We start from the raw sequence: 19,314 nt of genomic DNA on the forward strand, positions 1-19,314 counted from the left end.
AGTAAGTCGCTTAATTTCCTATCTCCTGCTCGCCCTCCTTGAATAACACCATCGGTGGAAGGGTGCCGGCGATCAGGGCTTCCTTCTTTTGCTTGGGCCATTTCTTGATGGTCATTTCCAATTTGAGTGCCGCTGACTTACCTGGCACCCCTATCTGGTACTCAAGTTTGAGAGGGCCCTTACCCCGCAAAGCTTTAGCCGCTCTGGGACCGTTGGAACTGTGCTCTGTAAATCGCCGTTGAACATCCATTGTGATCCCCGTATAAAGAGAACCTTTGGAAGTACGGATCAAATAGACATACCAACTGTTCATTTAGTGGATTACCAGAAAAAGGTATTAAAATAGTTCAAAATAGTATCTGCTGATCTCCAGGCTGAGGTGGGCGGCAGAACTGGCTGCAGTCTAGCGATAGTCGACGATGATTCAATCCCAATTTCTTGATGGCAATAATAAAGCGTTGACGGAGTAGTTGGGCAAAAATACCAGTACCAGTGCGGCGCTGGGAAAATTCACTTTGGTAGTCACGCCCACCTCGGCTTTGCTGTACCAAGCTCATGACATGCCCAGCCTTTAGTGGGTAGTGAGCAGAAAGCCACTCTCGAAAAAGGGGCGCCACTTCATGGGGCAGTCGTAAAAGGATATAGGCTGCTCGCGTTGCTCCCGCATCATGACCGGCCTTCAGGATTTTTTCCAGTTCATTATCATTGAGAGCTGGGATCATAGGTGCTGCCATTACCGCGGTAGGTATTCCTGTAGTACTTAGTTGCTCAATAATACGCAAGCGGGCTGCCGGCCCAGCGGTACGAGGCTCCAGCTTTCTCTTTAGCTCGTTATTTAAAGTGGTCACGCTTATTGCGATTTGGGCCAAGTTGTCCTGCGCCATTTCTGCAAGAATGGGAAGATCCCGAAGTATGAGCTGTCCCTTGGTGACAATAGTTACCGGTTGGTTAAACTTTTGCATAACCTCCAAAAGAGAGCGAGTGATTTTTTTATCTTTCTCCAGGGGTTGATAGGGATCTGTATTTGCTCCCAGAGCAATTGGGCTACATTGATACCCCGGCTTACGTAGAGCCTGCTCTAGTAGGTCTGCAGCATTAGGTTTGAAAAATATTTTGCTCTCAAAATCCAGTCCCGGCGACAGGTCCATATAGGCATGAGCGGGACGAGCGTAGCAATATATACAACCATGCTCACAGCCTCGGTAGGGGTTAATTGATTGAGTGAAGGGGATATCCGGTGACTGATTAGTGGCGATAATAGATTTTGCCTTCTCCTCAATAGCCGTTGTTATCAAGCGCTCTATAGGTTCCAGGTCCACTTGCCATCCGTCACTTTCATAAGTACTTGAACGGCTGGCAAATCGCCCGTTGATATTACTGGCAGCTCCGCGACCTTTGTGTAAGCGCAGAGGGTTGTTGGAATCTGTCATTTTACAATGGGAGAGGGTGCTGGATGTATGTACAGTATAGGTTGATTTGTTGGAATTGGGAATAGCCAGAAAGAAACTTGGTTTAAACAGCTTTTGTCGTTTGGCGACAATGATATAGATGATAAAAATTTTGGCCGAAATGAGCGAATTAAGGTAAATTTCTAATCAAGAGTAAGTTGAATTAAGCATGTTTATTGGTGAAATCCAAAAGTTTATTGATCCAACAATGTGGATCACCAATAAATATTAGCAGAGAATAAGCTGGCGCCCGCCCTGAAGAGTTTTACAAAGCGGGGTAGCAGATGTATCTATCCATTGGTTTCAGTAATAGTTTTGGGCATATATTTGGCAGGTACTGTAAGCCCCGGTCGCTCATCATCCCAAATCATATTCGTAATTTTCCATGATTTTCCATCATGGTAAAGCTGAATACTGTTGATCCCCCTCTTTAGAAACTGGGTTCTTTCCTCATCTTTCCAGGCTTCATACGTACTAAAGGCGTGGGCAATATTACCGAAAACTTCAATAATATTTTGAATTTCATCCTCGTAAAAGGCCCGCTCGCCTATCAGCTCCTGAAAGTTATCAGGGTAGTCTTGGATATCCATTACCAGTGATTGTGGTTCGCCATTACTGTCTGCTGAGGTGCGGATTACCTTTGCATAGGAAGTGAACAGGTTCTGTTGCCTCTTCCAATCCCGCTTATAACCCGCAGGGCCAGAAATTACCTTGTAGAGTTCCCTTAAAAGTTCTTGGATTTGAATTTTTGCGTCCATTGCTTCGTTCTCTTCATGTTATTTTTAGATATGTAAGAAAGCTATAATCCCATTTAACTTATACGAAAGTAAACCTCAATTACTGCCTTTATTTTTATAAAACACTGAGTAGTTGATTTAGGGGGGATGGTAACCAGGATAGGATTTTCCACCCCTTCTCTGTATTCGCCAGAGTGTAGGTACTACAGATATGATCAAGTAGGGAGTAATGTGAAGTGTAGCGCTTAAGTAAGGCTGAAGTAATAGTTAGGTTCTCGCCACGAAACTGAGTTTGAAAATTGACTATTTCAGACCTTGCATAATCTCTCTTCTCAAGTGCGAAACGGATATCCGCTAGGATAGCCTCCACTTCAGCTGCACTGCTTGGTGAAAATATCTTTAGGTCGAAAATAAAGTGAGAAGTTTGTACTAAGTAGCGGCTTGCTGAGCTCTCAATTTTCCGTGATGAAAAGTTGTCAATAAAACCTGTAAGGTAGTCTTCATCTGAGGTATTTGCATAAGTATGTAAACTCGTACAAAGCAGAAATATTACTAATTTCTTGAATATGTTCAACTTTCTACCTTTAGATTTTGTTGATTGAAATCTTTGCTATCTAAAAATGTATTTTTTTATGCCGGTAAGTATCGCGACATTGGTGGCTCATCGATAGAGTTGCTTGCGAATAATAATTTAGAGTTGGCTGTGGGGTAAATGTGTATTTGATAATGGTAATTTTTGATTGTTCTTTTATGATATCTGGTGAGTCTGATCCTGTATGTATTGTTCGTGCTACGTCATTTTTAACATGGGCAATAGTTGGCTTTAATTTAATGGCATGGCAATCAGATATGTTTTTTATAAGGTTTGGATGACTATTTCCAGAGTTTTACATATCTTGCTTTGAAGGGGCTGCTTCTGTGATCTAAAAGTAGCTATCAAAAAGCGGATTTTCCGTAAAGCAGGTCGGTTTAGTTATAGGTGCCAAGTTGGAATCAGAGCTTGTTCCTAGCATAACTAGTTGTTTATCCTTATTTATTATTACCGGTTCTGGGTGCGTTCTGAGAATCGAACTATTGGTAGCGCTTGGCAAGGCTGGAACATTGTGGATATATGGAAGGGTGCCGCGCTTTCTCTTTCCTATACTTCTTGGGCAAAGACCTCCCCACCGGGAAGAGTTCACAATGCAAAAAGCAAAGCCTTTTCGAAAGCTTGGGGCTCAAGAAGCTCTTGATGTACATTTGACCAACGAGTCAAACGGTGCGGTTCAACTGGTAACTTTCTTTCGGGTATGTAACACACTGAATATAGATAAGTTAATAAAGGGGGTAGAGTATCTACATAATTTCCATCCTATGCTCCATTCACGGATCAAGAGGATTCCATATGCCCATTGGTTCTGCGATGTGAGATTTGAAGATATTTCTATTGAAATCAAGAAGCATACACCACCTTTAAATTATGAAAAGGAGTTCAAGCGATTAGGAGGTAGCATTCTTGACTTGAATAAATTTACTTATTGCCTGACTGTTTATCTCGATAGGCAAGGAAGTGTGAAGTGGGTTGCTTTTGTTTTTAGCCATGCTGCCGTAGATGGGCGTTCAGCATTGATCTTAATTCGTGACCTAGATAGGTACTTGAGAGGGTATCAAACCGAGAAGTCTTTTCCCTCGATAATGCACAAGCCAGTGGAGGAATATGTTAGCTTAAGAAAACGTCTTAAAGGTTCAAATTTGCGAGTTAACGACAGTGTTTGTACGCCAGTAAAGTGGCCAGTGGAGGAGGCAGCTCACGCCTCGCGGCGAAGTGGGTGCTCTATTTATCGAGTCCTCCCCAAAGAATCTCTCGAACGTTTACAATCATTTCTAAAAAAAGAGAAGATATTAATTACATCTTTTTATAGTGCGATAGCCATTCTCGCTGCCCGGTCACTACCGGGTTTTTCTTCCGCAGCAGAGTTGATGCTGCCTATAGATGCACAACGCTTATGTAAATCTCTGATAAGCAAAGATGTTGTGGGGGAGTGCACAACATCTTTAACTTTATCACTCTCGCCAGAGGATACGAGTCTTGATTTGTTAAGTCTAGCAAGATTAATTCAAAAAAAAGTTTATGTGCACTTGAGAAGTGGTGCATTTTCTGATCTTGCCCTGGAGCCGGATTGCAATCCTGCAGAGATCGTAAAGATAGCTAAAGAGCTTGCCTCTGAAAAGGACTATTTCTTTTCCGGTATTTGTGTTTCCAATATGGGAGATGTACAGAAATTTGTGGGCCCTTTGATATTCTTTGATTTTGGCTTGATTATGACTGTTCAGACCCATGGGGCTCATCCGATAATGGTTCTGACTTATACAATAAATGGGCAAGGGGTATTTGTTTTCGGGTATTGTGAGCCACTGGTTAATAGAAAAAGTGCTGTAAATTATGTGAAAAAATATATGAAGTTACTTGGGGCGGTGTTTGATGGTTAAGGTTTTAATACAGATTAGCCTTTAATTAATTTTTTAAAGATCTACTGTTTGCAGAAGCAAGCCCAGCAGCATTTTCCACTCAGCGATAATTTTTGGTTGACTTCGTAGCGAGCGTTACAATTTTCTAACTGTGAGCGTATTTGTGGCAGCTAAACAATTCTCCAAGGTGCTGGGTGCTGGGTGCTGGGTGCTGGGTGCTGGGTGCTGGGTGCTGGGTGCTGGGTGCTGGGTGCTGGGTGCTGGGTGCTGGGTGCTGGGTGCTGGGTGCTGAATAGGCTATTTTTACGGAGCTGGCACGAAGAACTTGTGGTGGGACTTTAGTTGTATCTTTCATAAAGGTTTTAACTGCGCTGAGCGTTGAGCAGTTATGCTCTGGATTCGCCAAAATTGATAAAGTTTATCCGCTTTTGCAGGCAAGGGTTGAGCCATGAGAGCAGTTAATCTGGCGTTGTGATGTGCCCTTTGAGTCAATTCTAATTGAATTGGTTAAACTGGATAATCCCCTTGACTTTGAGCGAGAGTTTCATCGTAGGGGAGAAATGGGGCTGGATGTTGACAAATGTACCTATACGCTCTCCTTCTACATTGATTCTAACGAAAAGGTAGAGTGAATTATCCTTGATAAGCAGCCATGCGGCCTTAGATAGTTGTTCTGTAATGACATTATTTTGTGTCTTGGATTTCTACTTTAGGGATGAAGTGACTTTTAATTTAGATGGTCGGCCCCTGTATGGTGCGGTCGAGAATTACTTTGAACCATCAAAGTATTTTACAAGCCAGGAGCCTTCGGTAGTAAAGGATGAACTATTTAAATGGCTTGTAGAAGAATCAGCTTTTTCTCCCGAACGTCAGGGCCGGGCTGTTTATCAGAATTTTACAATGAGGGATCTTGCGATTCTAGTCGACATAGGGAAGAAATATAAAGTGAGACCTACAGCGTTATTTTGTGCAGTTGCTATTCAGTCTTCCCGCATTCTGCCGAATCGCAGGGATTGGATAAAAGTTTTATTGCCTTTAGATGTGAGAGAACTATATGGTGCTCATCTAGGATTGAGTGCTGTCGGTGCTTTCTCGGCTGTGACTAGACTCGAAGTAATGCCGGATATTGATGTGGAAGATACCTGGCAGTTGGCAAGATACTTACAAGTGGAACTTGACCGTTAAGCTGAGACAGGAGAATCCCGTAAATTTGGTATCCCCAAAGACTATGAGCTGAGGGATGTCATCGGTTGTATACGGGAATATGAAGACAAAAAACCCATTTTTCTGAGGGGCTATGTGTTTCCAATGTAGGAAGTATGAAGGCTCTCGGCACAGAAATGAATTACTTTGAGATTGTTACTGCTATTCCACTTCAAACTCATGGTGCTCATCCGATTTCACTACTAATCTATTCCACCGAAAGAAATTCGGTTTTCATGTACTCTTATTGTGAGCCACTCATAAAGAAACCAGGTGTTTTGCTATTTGTAGATAGATATATAGATACATTAAGGAAGTTATTGAAAATGGAAAAACTAACGTAGTGCCTGCGTGAATATGAAGAAAGTTAATATTCCATATGTTTATGCGGTGGGTATGCCCTTTGCAGTACTTATTGCCTCCACTTCGCCTAATTCCTCCCCTTTTCCTATACTGGTTGAGTAACTTCGCTGGACTACAAGATTCAATCAATGTAGGGCTCAAATATGCAGACAGAGCCACCTTCCCGAGAGATGGATGCCCATAAAGCGTTGTTTTTGGCGTTGACTATATGGTCAATAGTTGGCGCCCAGGTTATTGTCTTTATCCGGGTATGGGAGGCAGTGGGTATTAAACTCTTGCACCGAGGTATCGCTTATCTACACCTGTTTCCCCCGATGTTGGGAGCCCGGGTTGAGAAGGGGGTAAAGCCCTCGTGGTGTTGCAATGTTGAATTTGGGGGGATTCTTTTTGAGGTGTATCTTGGAAGGTATGCCTGCCTGGTAACCCTTTATGTAAATAAAGAAGCGGAAGTTGAATGGATCGTGGTAGCGCCCTGCCATGGAGCTATTGACGGCCGCTCCATTATGGCTCTGTTTTGTTATCTGGATGTTTTTTTGGTTGATGGCTTTTATCCAGAGCCGGCCTCTCTGTCTTTGCCAAAGCCTGTTGAAGAATTACTTAGGGCTGTGGGTTACGTTAGTAGTGATACTTTATTTTACCGGAGTAGGAAAGAGGTAATGTGGCCACCAGTAGAACAGCTGGCTGCAGTTGAAAAGCGTACTAGCCATGCCATATCCCGGGCCCCACCCACAGAAGTGAATGAGTGTCTTGCTGCATTTGGAGAAAGGCACCATATAAATCATACGGCTATCTATTGTGCAATTGCGGTAATATCTGATCACACCTTACCCAGCCACCGCCCATGGGTAGAAATTCTCTTACCAATGCGTGTTCGAAGAATGTACCAACCGATAATTGATATTCATGTTGTTGGGGGGAGGGTGCCGCCACAACCGCTTCGGAAGTTCCTTCTGAGTCTGTTTCAGGGGATATTATGAAGCTCGCAGGCTATTTTCAATCAGGTTCTAATCAAAAGTGTCGACGGCAGGGACCGAGGGCATTTACATTTGAAACGAATTATCAACAGCAAGATATCCTTCAAATAGCCAAAGTGTGTGCTTCAGAAAAACCAGTATTTCTCTCAGCAATTTGTGTTGTGAATGGAGGCAATATGCGTGGTACCGAGGAAGGATTATGTTATTTTGAGTTTGAAGCAGAAATATTAGCACAGAATCACCGTACCCAACCCGTTACGGTAATTTCCTTTACCGCCGAATGCCTGTCGGTATTCGTTGTTGGATATTGCAAATTTTTAATCAGTAAACAGAGCGCTTGTAGGTTTGTAGATCGATATATGGAATTAGTCGAGGATTTAGTGGAAAGGACTTAATACCATAGAAACCTATCGTGAATACAGTCGGAGGTTTTTAATTCTGAATAGCTGGTTGATCCTGACCATTGCTGGGAGAGTAAATTTGTGAACGATGTGGTTGTCATTGTCGGGCAGGGGCTTTATTTGGCTGCAGCAGCAGTTCTTGGCTTAGGTATTGCCCGTATCTTAAGGATCGATAACACACTCGGGTGCCTGGTGGCTGGGGTACTGGCGGGATTATTGCTACCAGTGATTGATTATGATACTGGCTTGCGCGCTACCAGTCTCCGTGAGTTGGTTTTCTTTGTGATTCTGCCTGTTTTAATTTTCGAATCGGCTTGGCAGCTTGAGCCGAAAATACTGAAGCGTTGGATTGGTCCGATTCTTCTATTTTCTACTTTGGGTCTTGTAGTCTGTGCCTTTCTTATTGCTGTAATTACTTACTATGGAATCGGGCATCCAGAAGGCTTCCCCTGGATTGCCGCCCTGCTTACCGGAGCGATACTTGCAGCTACTGATCCGGTATCAGTGGTCAATAAACTTCGCCAGGAAAAAACCGGTGAGGATTTATTAACCCTCGTAGAGGGTGAAAGCCTTTTTAATGACGCTGCCGCTGTAGTCCTGTACTCACTGGTTTTAGGGCTGGCCACTTATTCTATTGTTGGCGTAACTGGTATGGGAGCAGAAGCCCCCTCTCTGGGTGTGGGTCCCGTGACACTGTATTTTTGTATGATATTTTTTGGTGGAGTGGCAGTTGGGCTTGTTTTTGGGTTGTTTACTACTCTGGTTATTTTATTTCTCAGGTCTCCCAGTGCCTCTCTAATGACTTTGGTCGTTGCTGCTTTTGCTAGTTTTTACCTGGCTGAGAGCATATTGCATGTATCGGGTATTATCTCGGTGATGACTTGTGCAATTGTTGCCAGAGCCTGTCTGCGCAAACAGAGTAAGACGTTTCTTGCCGACGCGGAGCCCACCTGGGAGTGGTTGGGATTACTATTTACCGCGATCATTTTTGTGATTATGGGACTGGTGATTACCTTTGAGATGTTTACCCATCAATGGCTGGCTATGATGATTGCCACAGCAGCAGCTTTAGGAGCACGGGCTTTGTCAGTGGTTTTGGTGACCCCTTTGACGAGGTTCGTTGGCCCACCCATCCCAAAATCCTGGCGCCTATTAATGAGCTGGGGGGGGCTGCGTGGTGTAATCGCTGTTGCATTAGTGTTATCACTACCTGTCGAACTTCCCTACTGGTGGACGATCCAGTCTATGGTATTCGGCGTTGTCCTATTTTCACTACTGGTTCAGGGTACAACCAGCGGGCGTCTGATACATAAATTAAAGTTATAGATATGAAAGTTATAGATATGAAAGTTATAGATATGAAAGTTATGGATATGGCTTTTGTGTCTTTTGTTTACGGGATGGATCAGGCAGAAAGCCAGTAAGAATTACTGAGAAAGAAATACTGAAGATATCGAGGAAACACGACAGAATCAGGAGGGAGTGCTGTTTTGATGAAGGGCTTAGGGTTGGGCTGCGGGTTGCCCCGCAGCCTGGGCAGGGCTATTTCCAGTTAAGGATAACCTTGCCGGACTCTCCGGAGCCCATAGTATCGAAGCCTTTCTGGAAGTCATCGATATGGAACTGATGGGTAATAACCGGAGTTAAGTCCAGGCCGGACTGGATCAGGCTGGCCATTTTATACCAGGTTTCGAACATCTCGCGGCCGTAGATACCCTTAATGATCAGGCCTTTGAATATTACCTGGCTCCAGTCAATGGCCATCTCGCCAGCGGGAATTCCCAGCATGGCAATTTTGCCACCGTGGTTCATGGCAGCGAGCATATCGCGGAAGGCCGCGGGTACACCGGACATTTCCAGGCCCACATCGAAGCCTTCACTCATGCCCAGTTCAGCCATCACATCGCTGAGGCTTTCCTCCGCAACGTTCACTGCACGGGTTGCGCCCATTTTACGGGCCAGATCCAGGCGATACTCATTGATATCAGTGATTACCACATGGCGTGCGCCAACATGTTTAGCTACAGCAGCAGCCATAATGCCGATGGGGCCGGCTCCGGTAATCAACACATCCTCACCGACAAGATCGAATGACAGAGCGGTGTGTACGGCGTTACCCAATGGGTCGAAGATAGAGGCCAAATCGTCGGAAATATTATCCGGGATTTTGAAGGCATTTAATGCAGGAATAACCAGGTACTCGGCAAAGGCGCCCTGGCGGTCCACGCCTACTCCATAGGTGTTGCGGCATAGATGGCGGCGACCGGCGCGGCAGTTGCGGCAGTGCCCGCAGGTAATATGGCCTTCGCCGGAAACACGATCACCCACCTGGAAGCCCGCGACTTCCTGGCCCATACCAACTACTTCTCCTACGTACTCATGCCCCACTACCATGGGGACCGGGATGGTTTTTTGCGACCACTCATCCCAATTATAGATATGCATGTCGGTACCACAAATGGCGGTTTTGTGGATTTTGATCAGAAGGTCGTTGTGGCCGGGCTCAGGAATTTCCACGTCTGTGAGCCAGATTCCCACTTCAGACTTCAGTTTCGATAGTGCTTTCATTGTCATTAAAACTACAAATAGAAAGGCGCGGCGGAACCATGCAAAGGGTGAGTCCTGCTATGGCGCTCTGCCGCGATCAATTGGGCGTTAAATAATTTTCAGTTCACGGCCTACTTCGATAAAGGCATCGATACACTGGTCGAGTTGTTCACGAGTGTGTGCCGCCGACATCTGAGTGCGGATGCGCGCCTGGCCTTTGGGTACTACCGGGTAGAAGAAACCCACCACATAGATGCCGCGCTCCAGCATCTTGTCGGCCATCTTCTGAGCCAGTGCGGCATCGCCAATCATTACCGGGATAATTGGATGGTCGGCGCCGGCCAGGGTAAAGCCAGCTTCAGACATGCGCTTGCGGAAATAGGCGGAGTTATCGCGCAGTTTCTCACGCAACTCACCACCTTCCATCAACATATCCAGCACCTTTAGTGAGGCGGTAACAATTGCTGGGGCCACGGAATTGGAAAAAAGATAGGGGCGCGAACGCTGGCGCAGCATATCGATGATTTCCTTGCGGCCAGAGGTGAAGCCGCCGGAAGCGCCGCCCAGGGCCTTGCCCAAGGTGCCGGTAATAATATCGATACGACTGATAACATCGCAGTACTCATGAGTGCCGCGACCGTGCTCACCGAGGAAACCTACCGCGTGGGAGTCGTCCACCATCACCAGGGCGTTGTAGCGATCGGCCAGATCGCAGATGGCTTTTAAGTCGGCGATTACGCCGTCCATGGAAAAGACACCATCAGTGGCGATCAGCTTGGTCTTGGCGCCCTCGGCGTCAGCTGCCTGTAGCTGTTTTTCCAGTTCCGCCATATTGTTGTTGGCGTAGCGGTAGCGCTTGGCCTTACACAGACGTACACCATCGATAATCGAGGCGTGGTTCAGGGCATCAGAGATAATTGCATCTTCCGGGCCTAGTAATGTTTCGAACAGGCCGCCATTGGCATCAAAGCAAGAGGTGTAAAGGATAGTATCTTCAGTGTGCAGAAACTCGGATAGGCGAGACTCCAGGGCCTTGTGGATGTCCTGGGTACCGCAAATAAAACGCACAGATGCCATGCCGAAGCCGTACTGGTCGAGGCCTTCTTTCGCAGCTTCGATAAGATCTGGATGATTGGCCAGGCCCAGATAGTTATTGGCGCAGAAATTCAGTACCTGGGTGTCGTTGTTCACCTGGATCTCAGCGGCCTGTTGGGAGGTAATAATACGCTCGCGCTTGTAGAGGCCGTCGGCATCAATTTGTTTCAGTTCATCGCGCAGGTGCTCAAAGAATTGTTCTGGCTTTGACATGGTATTGTTTTTAGCTCCTGTCCGGTGCTCGTGGCACTTAGTGATTGGCGCTAAGCAGGTTGGCGCCTGTGTATTCTAGTTTATCCCGCCAGTTCACACGCCTTGTGGGCAGTGATCGGCTGCTCGCTGGCGCGGCAACTGGTGGCGAATTTTAATGCCTCTTCCGCAGTGTCGAACAGCAGTTGCCACAACAATTGCCGATCGGCCCGTCTCACTGCCCTAACCGCCGTACGGTTTCGCTGGTTGGCGATCTGAATTTCTATAACGTCTTTACTGGATAGCGGTGTTTCGGACATGGTCCCTCCAACAATAAAATTTGGAGGGCTGACGTGGAAGCGGCGAATGGGTATTCGCTAATCCGGTTGGATTGCTCTTGTAGAGCCCCATCCTCCCCGCTGGCATTGGTGTGCCGGCAGAGAGAGAACCACCTTGCCCCGGTCGGCAGGTTGGCGTTGGCGTCAGCCACTCTCGTGATGTGCGGGCAAAGATAGCTGGGAGGGGAATGGCAGTCAACTATGCCGCCCCCGTTTGGGGGCGGTGCAGAAGTTTATGCGGGCAGTTGCACGGATTTCAGTTCGATAAACTCGCCGAGCCCGGCATCGCCAAATTCGCGTCCATTGCCCGAGCGCTTGTAACCGCCGAAGGGAGCATCGTAGTTAAACTCGCCCCCATTGACGAAGCAGAGTCCCGCCTCGATACGGCGTACCAGAGGCATGGCACTCTCCGCATCCTTGGCCCAAACGCCGCTGGATAGGCCGTATTCGGTATCGTTGGCAATGGAGATGGCCTCGTCCATATCCTTGTATGGGATCAGGCAGGTTACGGGACCGAAGATCTCCTCGCGCGCGATGCTCATATCGTTGTGTACATCGGCAAATACAGTGGGTTTAACATAGAAGCCTTTTTCCAGGTTCTCCGGTGTCTCGGCACCACCAGTGACCATGCGCGCACCTTCATCAATACCCCGCTGGATATAACCACGAACGATTTCACGTTGGCGTGCAGAAGAGAGCGGCCCCATAAAGGCGTCTTCTCCGGTGCCCATGGTGATTCCTTCGGCCACTTGCTGGGCAATTTCCACCGCTTCTTCGTAGCGCTCAGCAGGTACCAGCATACGGGTCAGGGCTGTGCAGGTCTGGCCGCTGTTGATAAATACATCTTCGCAGCCCCAGCGTACAGCAGCTTCCAGGTCTGCATCGGGGGTGATAATCAGCGGTGATTTACCGCCCAGCTCCTGGGTTACACGTTTTACCGTGGGCGCCGCAGCCTTGGCTACTTCAACGCCGGCGCGGGTAGAGCCGGTGAAAGACACCATATCGATGCCAGGGTGGGATGAAAGTGCAGCACCCACTACCGAGCCAGCACCGGGCACCAGGTTGAAGACGCCGGCGGGTACTCCGGCCTCATCAATAATTTCTGCCATGATAAAGTCCTGCAGAGGGGTAATCTCGGCAGGTTTGGTGATCATGGTGCAGCCGGCGGCCAGCGCTGGTGCCACTTTGCCGACGAACTGGTGCAGCGGATAGTTCCAGGGGGTAATAAAACCACACACGCCCACAGGCTCGCGGAATAAAATTGAATGGGCCGCTTTCTCGGTTTTTTCCATCTCGGAAGTGCGCTCAGCGTAAAAGCGCATGGCGTAGATAGGGCCGTCGACGTGTAGCCAGCGAGCGATATGTTCGGGGCATCCGAGAGTTTGGGAAATTGCGAAAGTCAGTTCTTCTTTGCGTTTTTCCATTCCGTCAGCGATGGCGTTGAGCAGTTCGCGGCGTTTCTGTGCGGTACTGTTACGCCAGCTGTGAAAAGCCGTTCTGGCGGCGGTTACGGCCAGATCCACATCTTCGGCAGAGCCCTCTGAAACTTCGCAGATTAACGCTTCGGTGGCAGGGTTGATCACAGGGTGTGATCCTGCACCCAGGGGCTCACGCCACTGGCCATCAATAAACAGCTTTCCGGTTTGCAGTTTGCTGAGATCTGTCATGTCACGCTTCCATTTATTCTGCGCCTGAAGGCGCGCTGATTTCTATCAGGGTTGGAGTTTTTCGGCTAAAGGCTGCACTTACCGCTTCTGTCAGCTGGCCGGGTTGATTGATTCGGCACCCCTCTGCACCAAAGGCTTTGGCGAGGGCGACAAAGTCTGGGGTGCGCAGGTTTACACCTTCCTGGGGCACTTCAGCGGCGTCCATAAAATCACGGATTTCTCCGTAACCGGAATTGTTCCACACCAGTATCGGCAGCGGCAGTTGTTGTTCCACAGCCACTGCCAGTTCCCCCAGGGTAAACATCAGCCCTCCATCGCCAATCAGCGCTACCACGTCGCGCTCACTGGATAACTTGGCGCCAATAGCCGCGGGCAATGCAAAGCCCAGGGTGCCGTAGCCTGTGGTACAGGTAACGTGGCTGCGCGGATGATAGAGGGGCAGTGCGTGGTTAGTGTTATAGGCCAATTGGGTGGAATCTGTCACCAGGATGCCGTTATCCGGCAGGGACTCACGCAGGGCTTTTACCCAGGGGAGGCGTTCCTCAGAGCCATCCCACCACTCTTTGCGACAGTCCTGTAGTAATTGGGCAACCTCTTGTTCGGATTGCTCTTTAGCATTTCCGCTGCGTTGGACCAGAGCGGTATTTAATTGCTGTAGGCTTTCTGCTGCATCGGCGCAGATGGCCAGATCGGGGGTGGCGTTACAAACAAGTTGTGCAGCATCTATATCGATTCGGATTAACTTACCGGAAAAGGTGTAGTCTTCCCGGACCAGATTGCGGTCTGTCTCGGAAAGTTCGGTGCCCACTGCCAGTACGATATCCGCATTTTCCACCCGCTTGCGCACGCAATCGAAGCTCAGGTTGGCACCGCCGCACAATGGGTGGCGTTCGTCCACTACGCCTTTGGCAGCCAGTGACAGGAAAACTGGAGCGGCAACTTTTTCGGCAATTTGTGTAGCTGCCTCACCTGCAGACTGAGCCCCTCCGCCCAAAAGAATAACGGGGCTCTGCGCATTTTGCAGCCAATGAGTGGCAGTGGTGATAGCGGTGCTGTTGGCGCCTGGGGCCATAGCTGCTGGAGCGGCGTGATAATCCTCTATTTGGCCGGGCATGGGTGCCGGGAACAGGTCGATGGGAATTTCAATATGTACTGGCCCTGGGCGGCTGGATCGCAGTAGCTGGAAAGCCTTCGCCATTACTTCCGGCAGTTGTCCGGCCTGAGTCAGGGAATGTTGCCAGATACAAAAGCCGCGGCTGGCATCACTTTGCCGAGGCAGTTCGTGAAGGCGCCCACGGCCCATGCCCAGATCTTCGCGGCGATTAACTGCGGAGATAACCAGCATGGGGATGGAGTCGGAGTAGGCCTGTGCCATTGCGGTGGCGGCGTTGGTGAGGCCGGGGCCGGTGATCAAAAAACATACGCCGAGTTTGCCGCTTGCGCGTGCGTAACCGTCCGCCATAAAAGCAGCACCCTGTTCATGGCGCGGAGTGATATGTATCAGGTCGCTGCCTGGCAGGCCGCGATACAGTTCGATTGTGTGTACACCGGGAATGCCGAAGACTTTTTCCACCTGGTATTCGCGCAACAGGCGCATCAGCACCTGGGCACATGTGGGTGCAGAGGACATAACCACCGTTTTCCTTATTCGTGTAAAAATGCAGTGAGCCTAGCCGCCCGCCAAATGCCACGCAAGCGCCCGCAGAGTCTGCATCTGCGAGATGAAAATCGCAGGAAAATTGAGATTCCCCCTGCGTCGCGACAGGAAACTTTGTACGGCTGTCGCGCTTTCATTTACCGTTGGCGGGATGGAAGGGGAGCAGATTTGACGAGTTACTCGCGGAAAAATACCTTTGCCACAACTCGCCAGATACACTATTGAGCAATAGCAACTTAGGAAGTAACACCATGGAAATCGATCAGTGGCGCCGAGAATACCTACTCGGCGGTTTACGTCGTTCTGAGCTGAAGCCTACGCCTCTGGAGCAGTTTCGACAATGGTTGGAGGAGGTCGTTAAAGCGGGCCTTAAAGATCCTACTGCGATGTGCCTGGCCACTGCGGATGCTGCGGGCCAGCCATCTCAGCGGATCGTTCTGCTGAAAGGTTTTGATGAACGCGGTTTTGTGTTTTACACCAACCTGCAGAGCAAAAAAGCCAGGGACATGGCCGATAATCCGCAAGTATCACTTTTGTTCCCATGGCATTTATTGGAGCGTCAGATCATTGTCTATGGCCAGGTTCAGCCGGTATCCAGGGAGGATGCTATAGCTTACTTCCAGTCCCGACCACTGGACAGCCAGCTGGCCGCATGGGCTTCTCACCAAAGCCAGCCCCTGTCTTCCCGCGAAGAGCTGCAAAAGCAGTTTGAAGAAGAAAAAGCCCGCTTTGATGGCGGTGAGGTTCCTTTGCCTGAATTCTGGGGTGGCTACCGGGTTGTGCCGCATTCCGTGGAATTCTGGCAAGGGGGAGCAAATCGCCTGCACGATCGTTTTGTTTACTGTGCTGATGATAGCGGCAGCTGGTCGGTTCAGCGCCTTTCCCCCTGAATAACTCCTATCAATTTCTCGGCTGTAGTTCGTTAGCGGACTGCACCTTTCCCTTCCCTGAGTAGCAAAATAAATGAAAGCGGCTTATTACCGCTTTCATTTTCTGTGTTAAAAACTCGCTTTCGTTCGCTTGCACCAACTGGCTATTAATATGCCTGGCCGCTTAGAATATTGCGCAATAAACAAAGTAGAAAACCGGTTGCAAAAACTGTGGGTTCGATTTTTTTGCTTACTTAGCCTTTAAAAATAGGTAGAGAGTATTATGGCCATTATTGGGATTGATCTGGGAACCACTAATAGCGCTTGTGGGGTATTGACAGACGATGGAGTGAAACTGGTTCCCAATCGCCTTGGAGAGACCTTGACCCCATCAGTTGTCAGTTTAGATGAGGCTGGCAAACTGGTCGTAGGAAAAACTGCAAAAGAACGCTTGATCAATCACAGCGATACCACTGTTGCTGCCTTTAAGCGTTTAATGGGCACCGATCATAAAATTAAGCTAGGCCGTCAGCAGTTTAGTGCAACTGAACTCTCTTCATTGGTTTTACGTTCCCTGAAAGAAGATGCTGAGGCTTTCCTGAATAAAGAAATTACCGAGGCTGTGATTAGTGTGCCAGCCTATTTCAATGATAACCAACGCCAAGCAACAAAACAGGCTGGGGAATTAGCCGGCCTGAAGGTAGAACGCCTGATCAATGAGCCCACTGCGGCAGCTATAGCCTACGGTTTGCATGATAAACGTGAAGGTAATTTTCTTATTTTGGATCTGGGCGGCGGTACCTTCGATGTCTCCATCCTGGAATTCTTCGATGGCATTATGGAGGTACATGCCAGTGCCGGGGATAACTACCTTGGCGGTGAGGATTTTGTCGAAGCGATGATCGACAGTGTTCTGGAAGAATTAAAACTGAAAAAATCCTCACTGAAACCACGCGAACTGCAGAACCTGTATATGCAGATGGAAACGGCCAAGCGCCGTATCAGCCAGCAGGCGGGGCAGTTACTTAAATTAAACCTTAGTGGTCGTGAAGTTGAGTGGAAAGTGACTTCCGAATGGTTTGAGAGACTCAGCACTCCGCTGCTGCTGAGAGCCAAGCGCCCGATTGAGCGCGCCATGCGCGATGCCGATTTGCCGTCTGCTAAAATTGACGAAGTGGTACTGGTGGGTGGCTCCACCCGCCTGGCCCTGTTCCGCTCTATGGTGGGGCGTATGTTTGGCCGCTTACCCTCCTGCCACCTGGACCCGGATACCGTTGTCGCCATGGGAGCGGCTATTCAAGCCGGGCTCAAGGAAAAAAATTCCGCGTTGGATGATATTGTTCTCACCGATGTATGCCCCTACACCCTGGGTACCGGCATAGTGAACGAAGACAGCCCGCAGCTGGGCAATTACTTCCTGCCGATTATTGAGCGCAACACCGTGGTGCCGGTGAGTATCGTACGAAGCGTCTGCACTGCCCGCGATGATCAGAACGAAGTTTGTATCGATATTTACCAGGGGGAAAATCGCCTGGTAAAGAAAAATGTTTATCTGGGCGAACTCACGGTACCGGTACCCAAAAAACCCAGGGGCGAGGAAGTTGTGGAAGTCCGCTATAGCTACGATATGAACGGTTTGCTGGAAGTGGATATCACCGTCGTTTCCACCGGTAAAACATTTAATAAGTTAGTGGAATTTACGCCGGGCGCCCTGAATGAACAGGATAGAGTCCAAGCCCTGGAAAAACTGGCCAAGCTCAAATTTCACCCCCGTGAAGATGAAGAAAACCGGGCGCTGCTCGCCCGTGGTGAACGCTTGTACGAAGCGAGCCTCGGCGAGCAGCGCGACCATATTTCTAAATTACTCGCAAGCTTCGACCGGGTTTTGGATAAACAAAACCTAGTGGAGATTAGCAAGACGCGTGCCGAACTCACTGAAATATTTGATAAGCTCGACGTTGAGGACTGGATTTAATGAGCCCCTGGGAGATACTCGAGCTAGCGCCCTGTGATGATGCGCGGGCGATCAAGCGTGCCTATGCAAAAAAACTGAAGCATACCCGCCCGGATGAAAAGCCAGAAGAGTTTCAGCAGTTACACAGCGCCTATAAATGGGCGCTGAAAGCTGCCGAGCGTCAAAAAGAAGAGAATGAGAAAAGTAAGGAGTCGCAAAGTACTGAGGCTATTGCGGAAATTACCAATGCTGAGCAGGCTACACTTTCCCCTGAGGCCGCGCAATTACAGGGGCAGGCAGAGCCGCAGGAACAACAAGGTAGTGAACTGAATCATCAAGATCACTCCCCAGAAGCTATTGAACAAGCTCCATCAGAAGTCTCTCATGACCTTAACCAAGTCCAGGATCAGGAAACTGGGGGTGAGATACAGCAGGGGGCCTCTACAGAGAAACATACTGAAGAGCAGCATTCTGAAGGTAGGGATGCACAAGAAAATCCTATTGAAGAGGGTGTTACTGAGCAAGATCCACAGCGAGCACAGCGAATTACCGAGTACCATCAAGTACTGGAGCAAGTGGATAGGCTGCTGCAAGAACCCAGTGAATTCAATGAAAAAGTAAATTGGCGTTTTCTCACCGATACACCTTATATGCTCGATGAGGAATATAACTGGAATCTGGGTCTCACAATTTTCGAGCGTTTTGCCCGAATAAATTTGCAGGCAGGTGAGTGTGCCTCTAAAGATAAAAAACAAATACAGATTTCCAACAATATTATTCAGTATTGCAATAACCTGTTCGACTGGAATGGTAATGCCCCCTATTTATACGGCGCTTTGGATGAATCTCTTTGTGACTGCATTTTCAATTCACTACAAAGCGAAGAAGTTACTGTGGACCCTGCCCAAGGGCTTCGAGGTGGGCGCAAGCTGATCCGGCAGAAAGCTATCCAGCCGGAAGAAACCTACGATCAATACTATTTTGGCCACCTGCTGGCTCGAGGCGTAGCGGTCTTACTGGATTTATCGTTGTTGTACGTCGCTGTCGGTTTTATCGCCTCCATTGTAATTATGAAGGTTTACGATATGCCAGAAGGTGCCGCCACAACCATAGCGTTGGGAATCTGTTGCCTGGCCTATCTGCTGATGGCCTGGATTGCAGAGAGCTCCCACTTTCAGGCAACGCCGGGTAAATATTTGATGGGCTACAAAGTCACCAACAAAAAATTTGAGCGAATAGGCTATGGCCACGGCCTTTGGCGCCTACTGAGTTTCACCCTCACCCTACCGTTGGGTAAGATCGGTTGGTTGATTAACTGCTTCCTAGGTGGAAACCTGATGCACGACCGCCTCAGCTCAAGCCATGTCATCAATATGCGTAAATCCCGTGAGGAGCATTTGCGAAAATTAAGAGGGTAGGATTTT

Annotated in this window: 18 protein-coding genes and 1 riboswitch; of the genes, 9 read left to right on the forward strand and 9 right to left on the reverse strand. The window is 48.5% G+C overall.

Annotated features, from left to right (window positions below; translation table 11 throughout):
* Nucleotides 1-10 precede the first annotated feature (10 nt).
* From ABWV76_RS01075 to ABWV76_RS22015, 4 genes are all read right to left on the reverse strand, one after another.
* Nucleotides 11-313, reverse strand: coding sequence for a GIY-YIG nuclease family protein (locus ABWV76_RS01075; protein WP_051089466.1), 303 nt, complete (start codon nt 311-313; stop codon nt 11-13).
* Nucleotides 314-347: 34 nt separating this feature from the next.
* Nucleotides 348-1,430, reverse strand: a complete 1,083-nt coding sequence (locus tag ABWV76_RS01080) for a PA0069 family radical SAM protein (RefSeq protein ID WP_353374991.1) — start codon at nt 1,428-1,430, stop codon at nt 348-350.
* 308 nt (nt 1,431-1,738) lie between these two features.
* A complete protein-coding gene (locus ABWV76_RS01085) occupies nt 1,739-2,206 on the reverse strand; it encodes a hypothetical protein (RefSeq protein WP_282951196.1) in 468 nt (155 codons plus the stop codon).
* A 94-nt stretch (nt 2,207-2,300) separates the two neighbouring features.
* Entirely contained in the window at nt 2,301-2,759 is a 459-nt protein-coding gene (locus ABWV76_RS22015; RefSeq protein ID WP_502914734.1) for a DUF6841 family protein, read from the reverse strand.
* Nucleotides 2,760-3,367: 608 nt separating this feature from the next.
* Between ABWV76_RS22015 and ABWV76_RS01090 the strand changes: the two genes are divergently transcribed.
* From ABWV76_RS01090 to ABWV76_RS01115, 6 genes are all read left to right on the forward strand, one after another.
* The gene (locus ABWV76_RS01090) at nt 3,368-4,654 is read left to right on the forward strand and encodes a condensation domain-containing protein (RefSeq protein ID WP_353374992.1); all 1,287 of its coding nucleotides are present in this window, start codon (nt 3,368-3,370) and stop codon (nt 4,652-4,654) included.
* Between the two features lie 455 nt (nt 4,655-5,109).
* On the forward strand, nt 5,110-5,265 hold the full coding sequence (locus ABWV76_RS01095; RefSeq protein WP_353374993.1) for a hypothetical protein: 156 nt from the start codon (nt 5,110-5,112) through the stop codon (nt 5,263-5,265).
* A gap of 46 nt (nt 5,266-5,311) precedes the next feature.
* Nucleotides 5,312-5,818 (forward strand): hypothetical protein, encoded by a 507-nt coding sequence (locus ABWV76_RS01100; RefSeq protein ID WP_353374994.1) that lies wholly within the window; start codon nt 5,312-5,314, stop codon nt 5,816-5,818.
* A gap of 524 nt (nt 5,819-6,342) precedes the next feature.
* Nucleotides 6,343-7,176, forward strand: coding sequence for a hypothetical protein (locus tag ABWV76_RS01105; protein WP_353374995.1), 834 nt, complete (start codon nt 6,343-6,345; stop codon nt 7,174-7,176).
* The gene (locus ABWV76_RS01110; protein WP_353374996.1) at nt 7,173-7,568 is read left to right on the forward strand and encodes a hypothetical protein; all 396 of its coding nucleotides are present in this window, start codon (nt 7,173-7,175) and stop codon (nt 7,566-7,568) included. The genes ABWV76_RS01105 and ABWV76_RS01110 overlap by 4 nt, the downstream gene beginning before the upstream one ends.
* A gap of 87 nt (nt 7,569-7,655) precedes the next feature.
* Nucleotides 7,656-8,900: a cation:proton antiporter gene (locus ABWV76_RS01115; protein WP_353374997.1), complete on the forward strand. Its 1,245-nt coding sequence runs from the start codon at nt 7,656-7,658 to the stop codon at nt 8,898-8,900.
* A gap of 216 nt (nt 8,901-9,116) precedes the next feature.
* Here ABWV76_RS01115 and tdh read toward each other — a convergent pair whose 3' ends face one another.
* From tdh to ABWV76_RS01140, 5 genes are all read right to left on the reverse strand, one after another.
* Nucleotides 9,117-10,142: an L-threonine 3-dehydrogenase gene (gene tdh, locus ABWV76_RS01120; RefSeq protein ID WP_282953608.1), complete on the reverse strand. Its 1,026-nt coding sequence runs from the start codon at nt 10,140-10,142 to the stop codon at nt 9,117-9,119.
* An 87-nt stretch (nt 10,143-10,229) separates the two neighbouring features.
* Nucleotides 10,230-11,429, reverse strand: a complete 1,200-nt coding sequence (locus tag ABWV76_RS01125) for a glycine C-acetyltransferase (protein ID WP_282951187.1) — start codon at nt 11,427-11,429, stop codon at nt 10,230-10,232.
* Between the two features lie 80 nt (nt 11,430-11,509).
* Nucleotides 11,510-11,725, reverse strand: a complete 216-nt coding sequence (locus tag ABWV76_RS01130) for a hypothetical protein (RefSeq protein WP_020411816.1) — start codon at nt 11,723-11,725, stop codon at nt 11,510-11,512.
* Nucleotides 11,726-11,782: 57 nt separating this feature from the next.
* Nucleotides 11,783-11,911: riboswitch (SAM-I-IV-variant riboswitch) on the reverse strand.
* A 65-nt stretch (nt 11,912-11,976) separates the two neighbouring features.
* Nucleotides 11,977-13,410 carry an aldehyde dehydrogenase family protein gene (locus ABWV76_RS01135; RefSeq protein WP_353374998.1) on the reverse strand — a complete coding sequence of 478 codons (1,434 nt, stop codon included), beginning with the start codon at nt 13,408-13,410 and terminating at the stop codon, nt 11,977-11,979.
* 13 nt (nt 13,411-13,423) lie between these two features.
* The gene (locus ABWV76_RS01140) at nt 13,424-15,040 is read right to left on the reverse strand and encodes a 5-guanidino-2-oxopentanoate decarboxylase (protein WP_353374999.1); all 1,617 of its coding nucleotides are present in this window, start codon (nt 15,038-15,040) and stop codon (nt 13,424-13,426) included.
* A 278-nt stretch (nt 15,041-15,318) separates the two neighbouring features.
* Between ABWV76_RS01140 and pdxH the strand changes: the two genes are divergently transcribed.
* From pdxH to ABWV76_RS01155, 3 genes are all read left to right on the forward strand, one after another.
* Nucleotides 15,319-15,957: a pyridoxamine 5'-phosphate oxidase gene (gene pdxH, locus ABWV76_RS01145; protein WP_020411819.1), complete on the forward strand. Its 639-nt coding sequence runs from the start codon at nt 15,319-15,321 to the stop codon at nt 15,955-15,957.
* Between the two features lie 262 nt (nt 15,958-16,219).
* On the forward strand, nt 16,220-17,911 hold the full coding sequence (locus ABWV76_RS01150) for an Hsp70 family protein (RefSeq protein ID WP_353375000.1): 1,692 nt from the start codon (nt 16,220-16,222) through the stop codon (nt 17,909-17,911).
* Nucleotides 17,911-19,308, forward strand: a complete 1,398-nt coding sequence (locus ABWV76_RS01155; protein WP_353375001.1) for an RDD family protein — start codon at nt 17,911-17,913, stop codon at nt 19,306-19,308. The genes ABWV76_RS01150 and ABWV76_RS01155 overlap by 1 nt, the downstream gene beginning before the upstream one ends.
* Nucleotides 19,309-19,314 lie beyond the last annotated feature (6 nt).

It is taken from the genome of Microbulbifer sp. NBRC 101763 (assembly GCF_040371615.1).
Classification (GTDB): Bacteria; Pseudomonadota; Gammaproteobacteria; order Pseudomonadales; family Cellvibrionaceae; genus Microbulbifer; species Microbulbifer variabilis.

What these genes read in the sequence shown, in the direction of transcription:
- ABWV76_RS01075 (WP_051089466.1), bottom strand. Translation starts at nt 313, where the DNA reads ATGAACAGTTGGTATGTCTATTTGATCCGTACTTCCAAAGGTTCTCTT.
- ABWV76_RS01080 (WP_353374991.1), bottom strand. Translation starts at nt 1,430, where the DNA reads ATGACAGATTCCAACAACCCTCTGCGCTTACACAAAGGTCGCGGAGCT.
- ABWV76_RS01085 (WP_282951196.1), bottom strand. Translation starts at nt 2,206, where the DNA reads ATGGACGCAAAAATTCAAATCCAAGAACTTTTAAGGGAACTCTACAAG.
- ABWV76_RS01090 (WP_353374992.1), top strand. Translation starts at nt 3,368, where the DNA reads ATGCAAAAAGCAAAGCCTTTTCGAAAGCTTGGGGCTCAAGAAGCTCTT.
- ABWV76_RS01100 (WP_353374994.1), top strand. Translation starts at nt 5,312, where the DNA reads ATGACATTATTTTGTGTCTTGGATTTCTACTTTAGGGATGAAGTGACT.
- ABWV76_RS01105 (WP_353374995.1), top strand. Translation starts at nt 6,343, where the DNA reads ATGCAGACAGAGCCACCTTCCCGAGAGATGGATGCCCATAAAGCGTTG.
- ABWV76_RS01110 (WP_353374996.1), top strand. Translation starts at nt 7,173, where the DNA reads ATGAAGCTCGCAGGCTATTTTCAATCAGGTTCTAATCAAAAGTGTCGA.
- tdh (WP_282953608.1), bottom strand. Translation starts at nt 10,142, where the DNA reads ATGAAAGCACTATCGAAACTGAAGTCTGAAGTGGGAATCTGGCTCACA.
- ABWV76_RS01125 (WP_282951187.1), bottom strand. Translation starts at nt 11,429, where the DNA reads ATGTCAAAGCCAGAACAATTCTTTGAGCACCTGCGCGATGAACTGAAA.
- ABWV76_RS01130 (WP_020411816.1), bottom strand. Translation starts at nt 11,725, where the DNA reads ATGTCCGAAACACCGCTATCCAGTAAAGACGTTATAGAAATTCAGATC.
- ABWV76_RS01135 (WP_353374998.1), bottom strand. Translation starts at nt 13,410, where the DNA reads ATGACAGATCTCAGCAAACTGCAAACCGGAAAGCTGTTTATTGATGGC.
- ABWV76_RS01140 (WP_353374999.1), bottom strand. Translation starts at nt 15,040, where the DNA reads ATGTCCTCTGCACCCACATGTGCCCAGGTGCTGATGCGCCTGTTGCGC.
- pdxH (WP_020411819.1), top strand. Translation starts at nt 15,319, where the DNA reads ATGGAAATCGATCAGTGGCGCCGAGAATACCTACTCGGCGGTTTACGT.
- ABWV76_RS01150 (WP_353375000.1), top strand. Translation starts at nt 16,220, where the DNA reads ATGGCCATTATTGGGATTGATCTGGGAACCACTAATAGCGCTTGTGGG.
- ABWV76_RS01155 (WP_353375001.1), top strand. Translation starts at nt 17,911, where the DNA reads ATGAGCCCCTGGGAGATACTCGAGCTAGCGCCCTGTGATGATGCGCGG.